This window comes from Shimia sp. R9_1 (assembly GCF_017743775.1).
GTDB lineage: Bacteria > Pseudomonadota > Alphaproteobacteria > Rhodobacterales > Rhodobacteraceae > Shimia.
In genome coordinates this window covers 1-13,947 of the sequence record NZ_JAGHRN010000002.1, presented here as the reverse complement: position 1 = coordinate 13,947, position 13,947 = coordinate 1, and the positions used below count along the sequence as shown (strand labels likewise).

Below are 13,947 nucleotides of genomic sequence, written 5' to 3'. Positions count from 1 at the left end.
CAGCGGGCTTTTTCTTTTCATCCACAGACTTCACTGACAGACAAACGGACCTCACATTTTGGACTGGCACACCCTGATCAACACCGACCGCGCTTCTGACATTGGCAAACAGGAAGACCCCCTGCGCCAGAACTTCGTTCAGGATGCCGACCGGATCACCTTCTCTGCGCCGTTTCGCAGGCTCGCCAACAAAACACAGGTCCACCCGCTTTATGAGCACGATCACCTGCGCCACCGCATGATCCACTCGGTCGAGGTCGCCAGCGTGGGCCGCACCTTGGGCATGAAAGTTGGCAGCTGGCTGGAAGAGCAGGGGCATCTGACCGCTGGCGAAGCGCCCAAGATCGCGGGCATCGTCCACGCTGCCTGTCTGGCACACGATATTGGCAACCCGCCTTTTGGTCACTCAGGAGAAGAGGCCATGGGCGGCTGGTTTGCCGAGAAATTTGACGCCAACACAGGGCTATTTGCAGATTTTGACCCCGCCAAGCAGGCGGAATTCACCCCGCTGGAAGGCAATGCACAGGGGTTTCGCATCGTTACCCGACTGGAAATGTATCGCAACGAAGGCGGCATGCGGCTCTCCAATGCGGTGCTTGGGGCCTTCACCAAATACCCGATGACGGCGAGCACCTCCGCCGCGCTGAAAGCGGCCAATGGCGGCAAAGCACCTTATGTGGGGGCGAAGAAGTTTGGCGGCTTTCACAGCGAATATGACACGCTCAAAACCGTGGCGCAGGCGCTGGGCCTGCCCGAAGAAACCGCACCTGATGGCAGCCTCTGGTGGCGGCGTCACCCGCTGGTCTATCTGGTCGAGGCGGCAGACGACATTTGTTACAACATTGTGGATCTCGAAGACGGCTATTCCGCCGGTGATCTCAGCCTTGAGCGGGTGGAGGACCTGCTCGCGCCGCTCTGCCGTCTGACCAACCGCGATCAATCTGCCTACACGCCTTATGAACGCATCAGCTACCTGCGCGCCCGCGCCATTGGCGGCGCGATTGACGCCTGTTTGGCCGCCTTCATCGCCCATCACGATGCCATCCTGTCCGGCCAGTTCTCAGATGAGCTGATTGCCGTGTCGGACAAAAATGAGGCTTTCGCGCGCATCAAGGAAACCGCACGTGAGCGCCTGTTCACTGCCCCGCGCAAAACCCGGCTGGAAATTCAGGGCCGCAATGCAATCTGGCGGGTGCTTGATGGCGTGTTGCCGGTCTATGATGCGCTGCGCCAAAACGGCTGGAACGCCGAGGCGCTGCCCAGCTACGAGGCGCAACTTGTTCGCGCCCTTGGCCTTGATCTGCGCGACGTGAGCAATCCTTATGCCGCGGCCCATGGGATCACTGATTTTGTCTCCGGCATGACAGACCGCCACGCCATTGCTTCCGCCCAAATGATTTCGGGCACCGCCTGAGATGCCCATGACCCCAGATCTTGTTCTCTTTGATTGCGACGGCGTGCTGGTGGACAGCGAGCCTGTCACCAACGCGTTGCTGGTTGAAAACCTCGCCGCGCGCGGCCTGCAAGTGTCCCATGACCGGGTCATAGACCTCTTTGTCGGCGGCACCATCGCGGGCGTTGCCAAAACGGCGCGCGGTCTTGGGGCCACCCTTGAGGACAATTGGGTTGATCTGATCTACGCGGAAATGTTTGCGCGCCTTGCCACCGAGGTCACCGCGATCCCCGGCGCCGTTCACGCGCTGGATGCATTGGATGCGGCAGGTATTCCCTATGCGGTCTGTTCAAACGGCCCGCATGCTAAAATGGAGATCACGCTCACCCGCTGCGGCATCGCCTCACGTCTCGCAGGCCGCATCTATTCCCGCGAAGATGTGACTAACCCCAAACCCGCACCTGACGTTTATCTCAAGGCCGCGGCGGATGCGGGCATCGCCCCTGCAAGCTGCGTGGTTGTGGAAGACAGCCCCAGCGGTGCCCGCGCAGGCAAAGTGGCAGGCATGCGCACCTTGGGCTTCACCGCAGACACAGACCCGACACGCCTCACGCCGATCTGTGACGATGTCTTTGACGATATGCGTTCGCTGCCCAGGCTGCTGGGGCTCACTTCAAAATGATCGAGCGCTGATCGGGGTCATCGGGAAACACCCGCCCGTTCAGGATGCAGTCAAACATGTGGTTGAACACTTTGCCGGGCTTCTTGCCGCCCCCGTCGTCGAGAAAATACATATGCCCGGTAGGGGTGTCATAGCTGGTGTTCACATCGTCACAATCCACCTGAAACACATTGCGTGGCGTGCGGCCGATGTTTTCCGGCCCCGTATGCCCCAGCCGCCGCGATGCCACTTTGTTGCGCAGGTTCGCCGCCTTGCTGGCCCGCAAGGCCAGATCGTCTGAGGCGTAGTAGACCACCACATTGCGCGAGGCATGGCTGATCAGCGCGCCGGGCTTGCCCTCATGCACGGTCTCATTCACCACATCGGCGGCCACCATAAACGTGTTGCGCAGCAAAAGCGGCACACCGGCGGCCAGATCATATTGATCCCAGGCGACCAGCGTCTGGCGCAGCACGCGGTTGCCCATGGAATGCGCAATCAGATTGATCCGCTTCAGGCACGGCGCAACTTCCGGCTCATTGTCCGCGCTGTTGCGCCATTTCATGAACCGCTCCAGCACCCGCGCAAAGGAATAGCCGCTCTGATCGGCGGATTTCTGATCGTCCCAATAATCCCGCACGACCCCCAGCCCGTTGTCACAGGGCCAGATCAGCGGCAGCACCAGAACTTCTTTGGGTTTGGCCGCATCACAAAACGCCTGCAGCTCGGCAGCACGCTCAAACACCACATCGGGCAGATTGTTGAACCCATGCACATAGAGCAGGATCTGACGGCGCTGGCTTTCGCGCACGCGTTTGAGAAGCTCATCGCTGGTGATCTCGGTGTGGTGCCCCTCCGCGCCGGTCTCGCAGTAAAACACCGAGTTGGACGGTGCGTTGTTGTCCAGATCAAAGGTAAAGCGGCGGCCCTTACGGCTGCGAATGCTTTGGGTGGGAAAACGATTGGTGATAAATAACATGAGACACATCCACTCAATAAACAAAGCGCTGAAGATCGCGCAGCGCACAAATGGCCCAACATCCTGCAAAAATGCGCAGACCCACCGCAGAGATCTCAAAAACGATCCTCATAGAGCGGCAGAAAGGCAGGATTTGCGGGCTCAGAAACAGTAAGATCAGCCTAGATCGAAACGTCTGACCTCGCAACGTGGCGCGCTGTTTGTCGCCCAACACACGCATTTGTTGTCTGATCGTGACTTGCCCCTTGGGACACATAAGATCACTTTAAGGCCAAAATAATCATAAGGAGCGCCACCTATGGAAATGGCAGCCTCAATGGAAACCGCCTTTGACATCGTCGAAGTGCTGGGTCTCGTCTTTGTTTTGATCTTTGCCGCTCTGGTGCTTCTGGCCCTTGTCCTCTTTGTTGTTGACCGCAGCCAGACCGAAGACGCCATCCGCCGCAACTATCCGGTGATCGGGCGCTTCCGTCATATTTTCTCCGAGCTTGGCGAATTTTTCCGCCAGTATTTCTTTGCCATGGACCGCGAAGAGCTGCCCTTCAACCGTGCGCAGCGGGAATGGGTCGGTCGCGCCGGCGAAGGCAAATCCAACACCATTGCGTTTGGCTCCACCCGCAACCTCAGCGTGCCGGGCACGCCGATCTTTGTGAATGACCCTTTCCCGCCGCTCGATGACCAATACGCCAAATCAGAGCCTCTGCTGATCGGGCCAACCGCCCGCACCCCTTATCTGGCGCCGTCCTTCTTCAATATCTCGGGCATGAGCTACGGCGCCTTGTCCAAACCTGCCATTCAGGCGCTCAGCCAGGGTGCGGCGCAGGCCGGGATCTGGCTCAACACCGGGGAGGGCGGCGTGTCACCATTCCACTATGAGGGCGGCTGCGACCTGGTGTTTCAGATCGGCACGGCCAAATTTGGCGTGCGCGATGAACATGGCGGTCTGGATGATGCCAAACTGGCAGAGGTTGCCAGCCACGAGGCCATCCGCATGTTTGAAATCAAAATGGCGCAGGGGGCCAAACCCGGCAAAGGCGGCATTCTGCCCGGCGAGAAGGTGACAGAGGAGATCGCCGCCATTCGCGGCCTCAAAGTGGGGCAGGATGGCATCTCCCCCAACCGCCACCGCGAAATCGACAGCTTTGATCACCTCATCGACATGCTCACCCATGTGCGCGAGGTCACGGGCAAGCCGGTCGGGATCAAAACCGTTGTGGGCGCGGAAACCACCATGCGGGAGTTCTTTGAAGCCATCACCCGGCGCGGCGCGGATTTTGCGCCCGATTTCATCACCATTGATGGCGGCGAAGGCGGCACCGGTGCCGCTCCCATGCCGCTGATGGATCTGGTGGGGATGCCGGTGCGCGAAGCGCTGCCTCTGGTGGCCAATCTGCGCGAAGAGTTCGGCCTGCAGGATCGCGTGCGCCTGATTGCCTCGGGCAAGCTGGTGAACCCCGGCGATGTGGCCTGGGCCCTGGCGGCGGGCGCGGATTTTGTGACCTCTGCGCGCGGCTTCATGTTCTCCTTGGGCTGCATTCAGGCGCTCAAGTGCAACAAAAACACCTGCCCAACCGGCATAACCACCCATGACCCGCGGTTCCAGAAAGGTCTCGTGGTGGACCGCAAGGCCCCGCGCGTGGCCAATTATGCCAAAGCCATCGTGAAAGAGGTGGAGGTGCTCTCACACTCCGTGGGCGTGTCTGATCCGCGCAAACTGCGGCGGCGTCATGTGCGCCTGGTGCAGGAAAACGGCCGCTCCGTGCCGATGAACGAGGTCTTCCCGCGCCCCGAGAGCGTCTGACCGCGTCGCGCGCCTGTCCTCCTGTTTGGCGGGGCAGGCGAGGGCCGCACCAAAACATTACAGCCCGCCCACATCATCGTGACCGCTGGTGTGGCCTGTCTTTGTGGCGATTGGGGGGGCAAATGCGCTATGTCTCTCCTCAAGACAAAGGAGACTCCACATGGCCCACCGCTGGACCAACGACCTCACACATGACGATGTGACCCCAAAGTCCGCCTATCTGAACCGCCGTCAGATCATGGCGGGCATGGCCGGTCTTGGCCTTGCAACCATCGCGCCCAAGGCGCAGGCCGCCACCGAGACGCTGGAGCCAACGCCATTTGACGTCATTACCCAGTACAACAACTTCTATGAGTTCGGCACCCGCAAGGAAGATCCGGCCCGCTACGCCGGGGCGCTGACCACCAAACCCTGGTCGATCAAGATCGACGGCATGGTGGACAATCCGGGTGATTACGCTCTGAGCGACATAATGTCCAAGATGACGATTGAGGAGCGCATCTACCGGTTCCGCTGTGTCGAAGCCTGGTCGATGGTGGTGCCTTGGAACGGCTTTGAGCTGAAAGACCTGCTGGATCTCGCCGGTGTGCAGTCCGGTGCCAAATACGTCGCCTTTGAAACGCTCTACCGCCCGGAAGAAATGCCCGGCCAGCGCCAGCCGTTTTTGGAATGGCCCTATGTCGAAGGCCTGCGTCTGGACGAGGCCAACCACCCGCTCACACTGATGGCCACCGGGATTTACGGCAAACCCATGCCAAACCAGAACGGCGCGCCGATCCGTCTGGTGGTGCCTTGGAAATACGGCTTCAAGTCGATCAAATCCATTGTCCGCATCACGCTGACGGACAAAGAGCCGCCCACCAGCTGGAACAAGTCGATCCCAAGCGAGTACGGCTTTTATTCCAACGTGAACCCGCAGGTGGATCACCCGCGCTGGTCTCAGGCGTCTGAACGCCCGATCGGTGGCGGTTTCTTTGCCAAACGCATCCCGACGCTGATGTTCAACGGCTATGAAAAAGAAGTGGCCGGCCTCTATGAAGGCATGGACCTGCGGAAGAACTACTAAGCCGGATGCAGGGGCTGATCCTCATATCCCAAGTGACCTGCCCGCATTGCGGTCATGAGGAGGCACATCAGATGCCTGAGGACAGCTGCCTTTTCTTTCTGGAATGCCCCTCCTGTGACGGGCTGATCAAACCGCTGCCCGGCGATTGCTGTGTGTTCTGCTCATACGGCACCGCGCCATGCCCGCCGATCCAGCGGGGCGAAGCCTGCGGGGAAGGTGACGATGACTGACGCGCTCAACACCGCCATTCGCAAAACACCAAGCTGGCTGCTCTATCTTGTCGGGGCGACCTATCCGGTCTGGCTGCTCTATGCGGGGTTCACCGGCGGTCTGGGCGTGGATCCGGTCAAGGCGATGGAGCACGCGCTGGGCAAGGCGGGGCTTCAGGTCTTGGTGGCGGTTCTGCTGGTCTCCCCGCTGCGCCGTTTCACCTCTCTGAACTTCCTCAGCTGGCGCCGCGCGCTGGGCGTGATCAGCTTTTTCTACATCCTGCTGCACTTTCTGGTCTGGGTGGTGCTCGATGTGCAGATCCTCAGCCAGGTCTGGGCGGACATCGCCAAGCGCCCCTACATCATTGTGGGCATGGCCTCGCTGCTGATCCTGCTGCCGCTTGCGGTGACCTCCAACAACCGATCCGTGCGCAAGCTCGGCCCCAACTGGCGCAAACTGCACAAGGCGACCTACCTCGCCGTGCTGCTGGGCGGCATCCACTACATCATGCAGATCAAGAGCTTTCAGTATGAGCCCTACGTCTATCTGATCGTGATCGTCGGCCTGATCGCCCTGCGCCGCCTGCCCAAACGCCAGATGCGCCACCCCAAAAAAGGCCCCTTGCGCAGCGCCGCCTGACGTCTCTGCGCTTGTCTGCCGGGCGGCCAGTTTCGCCCGCTCCTGAAGCGCGGGCAAAAACGCTGTGCGCCGCTGAGAATTCCTCTCGCATTCTCTCTATTTCTTCAGCCCGCTTTGCCTTGACCTAAGCCCTTGTTGTCACTGACTTTCACACGGGTCGTTTTGAGGCAACAATCGGTTTTCACCGTCTCGCCGAGCAAATTCCCCAATCGCGCCGCGAAAATCGCCCACTGGCAGTAAGCGAACATTAACCCGCTCCCCCCTATCTCCCGCCTCCAAAAGTATCGGTTGGTGTAGGAATCCCGAAATCATGCCCCCATTCATTCACAAAATCTCCACGCGTATCGCTGCACTCGCCGCTATGGCGCTGGCATTGTCGATAGTGCTGACCATCGTGTTGCAAAATCAGGCCACCCGCACCGCAGAAAGCATGCGTGACCAGCAGCTGCACGCGATCACCGAAATTGGTGTGAACCTGCTCAAAGATCTTGAAAGCGATGTTCAAGCGGGTCGCTACACAGAAGATGAGGCCAAAGATCTGGCGCGCGAACGCCTCTCGAACATGGCTTTTGGGGAGAATGGCTATGTCTACGCGTTTGACGACGACTACGTCATTCAGGCCCACCCCGTTGCACCAGAAACCGTTGGTGTGAACCGCAAGGATTTCCAGGATACCAACGGCATTTATGTCTATCAGGAGCTGAAGAACGCCACCCGCGCCACCGGCGCCGGCACGCTGATCTATCACTTCATCAAGCCGGGCAGCGATGTGATGGAAGCCAAAATTGGCTTTATCCGGTATTTTGAGCCTTGGGGCTGGGTGATCGGCACCGGCGCTTATGTGTCCGACATCGACGCCGAGATCGCGGTGATCCGCAACAAGGCGCTGATGGTGCTTGGCATCACACTGGTGCTTCTGGTTGTGGCCTCTGTCTTCCTGACTCGCAGCGTCACCCGCCCGATGGGCAAACTCAGCAACCGCATGACTGATCTGGCCGAGGGTGACACCGACGGCGACATCCCGTTCACCGAAACGAAGAACGAGCTGGGCGACATGGCCCGCACCGTAGGTGTGTTCCGCGATGCGCTGGTGCGTCAGAAAGAACTGGAAGAAGAGCAAAAAGTACGCGACGCCGCGCAAAGCGAAGTTGTGACCACGCTCTCCAGCCATCTGTCACGTTTGGCTCAAGGCGATCTGTCGGCCAAAATCATCGAGCGCTTCCCGTCGCATTACGAAGCGCTGCGCGCCGATTTCAACTCCTCCATCACCACGCTCAGCCAGACCATGACCGAAGTGGTTGAGTCGGCCCGCTCCATCCGCAACGGCGCAGATGAGATCAGCCAGGCTTCTGACGATCTGTCCAAACGGACGGAAAGCCAGGCGGCAACGCTGGAAGAGACCGCCGCTGCGCTGGATGATATGACCGACTCAGTTAAATCCGCCGCCACCGGCGCACGCGATGTTGAAGTCGCCATTGCCGAAGCTCAGAGCGAAGCGAAGGCGAGTGAAGAGGTTGTGGGCGATGCTGTGCGCGCCATGAATGAAATCTCACAGAGCTCCAGTCAGATTTCTCAGATCGTTTCGGTGATTGATGACATCGCCTTCCAGACCAACCTTCTGGCGTTGAACGCCGGTGTTGAGGCCGCCCGCGCTGGCGACGCTGGCCGTGGCTTTGCGGTTGTGGCGTCCGAAGTTCGCAATCTGGCCCATAGCTCCTCTGAAGCTGCCATGGAAATTAAGAATCTGATTGATGAATCCGCCAAGCAGGTCGAGCAGGGTGTCGAACTCGTCGGCAAAGGTGGCACATCGTTCAACAGTATTGTCGCACGTGTGACTGAGATTTCGCGGATGGTGTCAGGCATCGCCGAAGGCGCGGTGGAGCAATCCACCGGTCTGGGCGAAATCAACGCCGGTGTGTCTCAGCTGGATCACGTGACCCAGAAAAACGCCGCCATGGTCGAAGAGGCCACCGCCGCCGGGCACCTGCTCAAAAGCGATGCGGCGCGTCTGGTGGATCTGGTCAACAACTTCGACCTCGGTGCCGTCAAAGCCAAACGCCCTGTGGCGAAAGCTGTGGTCTCGTCCGAGAAACCGGCTGCGAAACCCGTCGACAAACCAAAGGCTGCAGCACCAAAATCGGCAGCGCCCAAACCCGCCGCAGAGCAGCCCGCCAAGACCGAGCCTGCGCGCCAACCGGCGGCCATCACCTTTGATGATGGCAATGCAGCGGCCGACATCTGGGCGGAATTCTAAACCCTATGCTCTCCTACACCACGAAAAACGCGGTCCCTCAGGGGCCGCGTTTTTCTTTGCATCCCCCCAGCCATCCAACGGCATTCCGCCAGCCCCCGCGCCCAAACCGCAAAAACCGCCTGAAATCGGAAGAATTTTAGGTATTGAGGCGAGGGCGAGAGGTGCACAACTCAAAGATGTTTTAATCATTTGAAACCGCGCGGTTTTCCGCGTCTCAACTTTGCGCGTTTTTTGTGCACGTCGCCGCGGATCGTCCCATCGGAGCCCCAAATGCCCTGCGCAATGACACACAGTAAGTCGGCCTTAACCTTTGCGGTCCTACCAAAAAAGTAAGCACATTTCTTTCTAAATCGGGGCCGCCAAATTATGCCAACCTTCCTGTCCAAACTCTCCACCCGCATCGTGGCGCTTGCGGTGCTGGCGCTTGCCCTGTCCGTTGGCCTGACCACCATCCTGCAGACCCACATGCGCAGCTCCATCGAGACCATGCGCGAGAAGGAACTGCACCACATCACGGAAATCGGCGCGAGCCTGCTCGACGATCTGCACGCCGGCGTGCAATCCGGCGCCTACACGCTGGAGGAGGCACAGGCCATCGGCCGCGAACGCCTCAATACGTTTTCCTATGATGAAACCGGTTATCTCTTTGTCTTTGACAAGAACTACATCATGCAGGTGCACCCCCACCGACCCAACTGGATCGGCACCAGCCAGCGCGATCTGGAGGATGTGAACGGTCTGCGCCTGTTTGAGGCGCTCTACAACGCCGCCTTTGAAACCGGCCACGGCAGCGTGCTCTATCACTTCAACAAACCGGACAGCGACGAGCCCGAGGCCAAGCTCGGCTATGCGCTGCAGTTTGAACCCTGGGGCTGGGCGATCGGCACCGGCGCCTATGTCTCTGACATCGAGGCCGATCTGGCTCTGCTGCGCAACAAGGCGCTGATGGTTCTGGCGGGCACACTCCTGATCTTGGGGCTTGCAGCCTTCTTCATCACCCGCAGTGTCACCCGCCCGCTGGGTCGGCTCAGCACCCGCATGGAAACCATGGCGCAAGGCGACACCGACAGCGACATCCCGTTCACAGAGACCAAAAACGAGGTGGGGGATATGGCCCGCTCGGTGGCCGTGTTCCGCGATGCGCTGGTGCGTCAAGGCGAGTTGGAAGAGCAGCAAAAACGCCGCGATGCCGCCCAGAGCGAGGTGGTGCAGACGCTTTCCGCCCATCTTTCCAGCCTGTCCAAAGGGGATCTGGCGGCCAATATCACCACCTCCTTCCCGGAGCATTACGAAGCGCTGCGAACAGATTTTAACGCCTCCATCGCCAACCTCAGCCAGACCATGACCGAGGTGATCGAGGCCGCAGGCTCGATCCGTAACGGCGCTGGCGAAATCAGTCAGGCTTCTGACGATCTCTCCAAACGCACCGAAAGCCAGGCGGCCACATTGGAAGAAACCGCCGCCGCGCTGGATGATCTGACCACCTCTGTGAAAGCCGCCGCCGAAGGCGCGCGCAGCGTGGAAAGCGCCATGGATGAGGCCAAATCAGAGGCCGAACGCAGCGGCGCCGTGGTGCAGAACGCGGTTCAGGCCATGACCGAAATCGAACGCAGCTCCAGCCAGATTGCGCAGATCATCTCGGTGATTGATGACATCGCGTTCCAGACCAATCTGCTGGCCCTGAACGCCGGGGTCGAGGCAGCGCGCGCCGGGGATGCGGGCCGTGGCTTTGCGGTTGTGGCCTCCGAGGTGCGCAACCTGGCCCACAGCTCTTCTGAGGCGGCGATGGAAATCAAGAACCTGATCGAAGACTCCTCCAAGCTGGTGGCACAGGGTGTTGAACTGGTGGGCAAGGGCGGCGAGTCCTTCAACAGCATCACCGAACGTGTGGCGAGCATTTCCCAGATGGTGTCTGACATTGCCGAAGGCGCGGTGGAGCAATCCGCAAGTCTGGGTGAAATCAACGCGGGTGTATCTCAGCTTGATCTGGTCACACAGAAAAACGCGGCCATGGTGGAAGAAGCCACTGCCGCTGGCCATATGCTCAAAGGCGATGCCACGCAGCTTGCGGATCTGGTGGGACGTTTCAATATTGATGCAGCGGCGCGCAAACGTCCGACGCCACCCGTTGTTGAGACTGCCGAAGAGGCTCCAGCGGCCGCAGCCAATGATGCGCCCGCCAAAGCGGCCTCAGCACCGAAACCGAAGCCAAAGCCGAAACCCGCGCCCGCCAAAGCCAAGGTCGAAACTTCCAAGCCCAAGCCCGCAGCCCCGGCGGCTGCAACGGCTGCGGCCGCGGCCCCGGCGATCACCTTTGATGATGGCAGCGCAGCGGCTGACATCTGGGCGGAGTTCTAAACCGGCCCACTCAGATCACCGTCGGGCGATCACAGATCAATCGGATGATAGCCCGACGATTGCGCCTCTTTGGGGCTGACCTGAAAATGCTTTTTGAATTCGCGGCTGAAATGGGCCGCGTTTTCATATCCCACCCGATGCGCCGCCTCGGCCACGCCAATGCTGCCTTCCAGCAACAGCCCTTTGGCCCGGCTCAGGCGTGTGGCCTTCAGATACTGCAAGGGGGATGATCCCGTGATGCTCTTGAACGCGCGGTAAAACACAGGCGCACTCATGCCTGCGGTTTCTGCCAAAGCATCCACGCTGATGTTGTCGGGGTAGTGCTCGCGGATCAATGTGATGCTGCGCGCCACCCGGTCATAGTGTGAATCCGACTTGGCCAAGGCCTGCAGCGCCGGACCATGGGGGCCTTTGAGCGCGTGAAACAGAATCTCGCGCACAATGCCATTGCCCAGTGCCTGACTTTCCGCCTCCGAACACAGCGCCTTGAGCAGCCGGTCAACAGATCCTTTCAGCTCGGCATCCGCAGGGGCAGGGGACAGCCCCAAAGGCGCGGCGGTCGGGCTCAATGTGTCGCTGTCCACCAGAGGCGCAAGGCTGCGCAGCTCCGCAGGCTCAATATTGATGAAGAGCCCCAACATCGGGTCCTCTGCGGTGGCAAAGGTGGCGCAGTCAAACGGCGTGGGCAGGCTGACCACCAGATAATGGTCCGGATCATAGGTAAAGACGTGATCGCCCAGATAGCCGATCTTGTGACCCTGCAGGATCAGCACAATGCCCGCATTATAGATCAGCGGCGCACGCGGCACGGTCTGTGTCGACCAGAAGAACTGCACCTGCGGCAGCTGCGTTGCTACATACCCCGCCCCGGGGCCAAAGCCATGCTGTGCTTTCACCGCTTCCAAATGCTGCATTCTCTGGCTCCTTGTGCCAAACCTCATGTGCCTGAGGTGCAATAGATCATGTTTTGCCGGATCGTCTCGGGGCTTTTGCGCCCAATTGATAGGAATGCGCAAGTCTTCGACAGAATGCATCATTCACCAAATGCGCCAATGGTCCTATCTCCCTGTCAGAACAAACGGCCCAGAGCCGCACATCATATGGAGAGTGAAATGTCCGAACACACCAAAGGTCTTATTGTTATCACTGGTGCCAGCTCCGGTATCGGGGCCGCCATGGCAAAGCGTTTCTCCGAAGCGGGCCACCCTTTGCTGCTGGTTGCGCGTCGCGTTGAGAAAATCGAAGCGCTGGGTCTGCCCAATGCGCTCTGCCGCAAGGTGGATGTGACCGATGCCGCCGCTTTCCGCGCCGCGATCACCGAGGCAGAGGCCGCCTATGGACCGGTGGATTGTCTGGTCAACAACGCAGGCGTGATGCTGCTGGGTCAGATCGACACGCAGGATCCTGTGGAATGGCAGCGCATGTATGACCTCAATGTTGTTGCTCTGCTCAATGGCATGCAGGCCGTGCTTGGTGACATGAAGGCGCGCAACAGCGGCACCATCATCAACGTCTCCTCTATTGCGGGCAAAAAGTCCTTCCCGAACCACGCCGCATATGTGGGCACCAAATTCGCGGTCTCCGCGATCAGTGAAAACGTGCGCGAAGAAGTGGCCGACGCAAATGTGCGTGTGATGAGCCTCTGCCCCGGTGCCGTCGAAACCGAACTTCTGGGTCACACCACCGATCAGGAGATCATCGACGGCTATGAAGCGTGGAAAGACAGCATGGGTGGCGTGCTGGTAGCAGACGACATCGCCCGCACCGCAGCCTTTATGTATGCCCAGCCTCAGGGCGTGAACATCCGCGACGTGGTGATCACCGCAACGCGTCAGCAGCCATAAACCGGACGGCGGCTGTTTTCCTCCCCCGGCCGCCGCCAGTTTGGCGCCAAGGGCTGCCTTCGCTCATATAGAGCGGGGCAGCCCTTTTTGCATTCTGCCCCCCCGTTGCGGAATCTGCGTCTTTGCGCCCGTTGGTGCTTGCGGTCCGATTGTTCCACCTCCGCGATACGTATGCGTTACCGACGCGAAACCGACGTTTGTGTTTGGTGTTGCGTGGAGTGTTTCGGGAGATCGTTCTGATTTTGGAGCGAGTCTTCTGCGAGTCTGCCACGAGTCTGTGGGTTACTCTGTGGATAAGGTTGGTTTGCGGGGATTTGGGATTGGTTTGTGGGGTTTTTGGTTTGGTTGTGTGTGTTTAAGTCGTTGATATTGTTTATTTTTGCAAGAAAGTTTTTGAATTTGGGAAAAAAGTGAAAAAAGCGCTTGCGGCTGGTGGGTGATAACCTTAGAACCCCCTTCACCGGCGGCGCTGAGGCGCACAACGGCGGGACGGACTGGCGGGGAGCGAGGCTCTGGGTTGGGAAGTTCTGGAAATATCGAGCAGTATCAGCGGGTTGCGCTAGGAAGTTTTTCGGCGCGGTCTGGTGGTTTTGTCTCTGGGGTTCTTTTTTGGGCTCCGACGTTATTTGACATTGTGATGACACTGAAGAGATATGAGGGCGGTTTGGTTCTTTCGATGAACAAACACCTGCATATCGGCTCTTAGGCTTCGGCTGATAATAGAGTTTACAACAGCTTCACT

The 13,947-nt window shown here is 59.4% G+C and carries 11 protein-coding genes; 9 read left to right on the top strand and 2 right to left on the bottom strand.

Annotated elements, in window-relative coordinates; all coding sequences use genetic code 11:
• Positions 1–58 precede the first annotated feature (58 nt).
• Positions 59–1,414 (top strand): dGTP triphosphohydrolase, encoded by a 1,356-nt coding sequence (dgt, locus tag J7399_RS06535; protein WP_209084855.1) that lies wholly within the window; start codon positions 59–61, stop codon positions 1,412–1,414.
• A gap of 7 nt (positions 1,415–1,421) precedes the next feature.
• Positions 1,422–2,075 (top strand): HAD family phosphatase, encoded by a 654-nt coding sequence (locus tag J7399_RS06530; protein WP_247742799.1) that lies wholly within the window; start codon positions 1,422–1,424, stop codon positions 2,073–2,075.
• Here the strand turns inward: J7399_RS06530 and J7399_RS06525 are convergent.
• On the bottom strand, positions 2,062–3,033 hold the full coding sequence (locus J7399_RS06525) for an alpha/beta hydrolase (protein ID WP_209084853.1): 972 nt from the start codon (positions 3,031–3,033) through the stop codon (positions 2,062–2,064). The two genes, J7399_RS06530 and J7399_RS06525, sit on opposite strands and share 14 nt — an antisense overlap.
• Before the next feature lie 316 nt (positions 3,034–3,349).
• Between J7399_RS06525 and J7399_RS06520 the strand changes: the two genes are divergently transcribed.
• From J7399_RS06520 to J7399_RS06495, 6 genes are all read left to right on the top strand, one after another.
• Positions 3,350–4,834 carry an FMN-binding glutamate synthase family protein gene (locus J7399_RS06520; RefSeq protein ID WP_209077454.1) on the top strand — a complete coding sequence of 495 codons (1,485 nt, stop codon included), beginning with the start codon at positions 3,350–3,352 and terminating at the stop codon, positions 4,832–4,834.
• 160 nt (positions 4,835–4,994) lie between these two features.
• Positions 4,995–5,900: a protein-methionine-sulfoxide reductase catalytic subunit MsrP gene (gene msrP / locus J7399_RS06515; protein WP_209084852.1), complete on the top strand. Its 906-nt coding sequence runs from the start codon at positions 4,995–4,997 to the stop codon at positions 5,898–5,900.
• Positions 5,901–5,905: 5 nt separating this feature from the next.
• Positions 5,906–6,130 (top strand): GDCCVxC domain-containing (seleno)protein, encoded by a 225-nt coding sequence (locus J7399_RS06510; protein WP_209084851.1) that lies wholly within the window; start codon positions 5,906–5,908, stop codon positions 6,128–6,130.
• On the top strand, positions 6,123–6,749 hold the full coding sequence (gene msrQ, locus J7399_RS06505; protein ID WP_209084850.1) for a protein-methionine-sulfoxide reductase heme-binding subunit MsrQ: 627 nt from the start codon (positions 6,123–6,125) through the stop codon (positions 6,747–6,749). The genes J7399_RS06510 and msrQ overlap by 8 nt, the downstream gene beginning before the upstream one ends.
• 310 nt (positions 6,750–7,059) lie before the next feature.
• Complete coding sequence (locus tag J7399_RS06500) at positions 7,060–9,003, top strand: methyl-accepting chemotaxis protein (RefSeq protein ID WP_209057437.1); 1,944 nt, start codon at positions 7,060–7,062, stop codon at positions 9,001–9,003.
• A 366-nt stretch (positions 9,004–9,369) separates the two neighbouring features.
• A complete protein-coding gene (locus J7399_RS06495) occupies positions 9,370–11,361 on the top strand; it encodes a methyl-accepting chemotaxis protein (protein ID WP_209084849.1) in 1,992 nt (663 codons plus the stop codon).
• Positions 11,362–11,390: 29 nt separating this feature from the next.
• Here the strand turns inward: J7399_RS06495 and J7399_RS06490 are convergent, their stop codons facing one another.
• A complete protein-coding gene (locus J7399_RS06490) occupies positions 11,391–12,275 on the bottom strand; it encodes an AraC family transcriptional regulator (protein WP_209084848.1) in 885 nt (294 codons plus the stop codon).
• Between the two features lie 198 nt (positions 12,276–12,473).
• On the opposite strand from J7399_RS06490, the gene J7399_RS06485 reads away from it, so the two are divergent.
• On the top strand, positions 12,474–13,205 hold the full coding sequence (locus J7399_RS06485) for an SDR family oxidoreductase (RefSeq protein WP_209057408.1): 732 nt from the start codon (positions 12,474–12,476) through the stop codon (positions 13,203–13,205).
• Positions 13,206–13,947: the final 742 nt, after the last annotated feature.

What these genes read in the sequence shown, in the direction of transcription:
- msrQ (WP_209084850.1), top strand. Translation starts at nt 6,123, where the DNA reads ATGACTGACGCGCTCAACACCGCCATTCGCAAAACACCAAGCTGGCTG.
- J7399_RS06520 (WP_209077454.1), top strand. Translation starts at nt 3,350, where the DNA reads ATGGAAACCGCCTTTGACATCGTCGAAGTGCTGGGTCTCGTCTTTGTT.
- J7399_RS06490 (WP_209084848.1), bottom strand. Translation starts at nt 12,275, where the DNA reads ATGCAGCATTTGGAAGCGGTGAAAGCACAGCATGGCTTTGGCCCCGGG.
- J7399_RS06510 (WP_209084851.1), top strand. Translation starts at nt 5,906, where the DNA reads ATGCAGGGGCTGATCCTCATATCCCAAGTGACCTGCCCGCATTGCGGT.
- J7399_RS06525 (WP_209084853.1), bottom strand. Translation starts at nt 3,033, where the DNA reads ATGTTATTTATCACCAATCGTTTTCCCACCCAAAGCATTCGCAGCCGT.
- J7399_RS06530 (WP_247742799.1), top strand. Translation starts at nt 1,422, where the DNA reads ATGACCCCAGATCTTGTTCTCTTTGATTGCGACGGCGTGCTGGTGGAC.
- msrP (WP_209084852.1), top strand. Translation starts at nt 4,995, where the DNA reads ATGGCCCACCGCTGGACCAACGACCTCACACATGACGATGTGACCCCA.
- J7399_RS06485 (WP_209057408.1), top strand. Translation starts at nt 12,474, where the DNA reads ATGTCCGAACACACCAAAGGTCTTATTGTTATCACTGGTGCCAGCTCC.
- J7399_RS06500 (WP_209057437.1), top strand. Translation starts at nt 7,060, where the DNA reads ATGCCCCCATTCATTCACAAAATCTCCACGCGTATCGCTGCACTCGCC.
- J7399_RS06495 (WP_209084849.1), top strand. Translation starts at nt 9,370, where the DNA reads ATGCCAACCTTCCTGTCCAAACTCTCCACCCGCATCGTGGCGCTTGCG.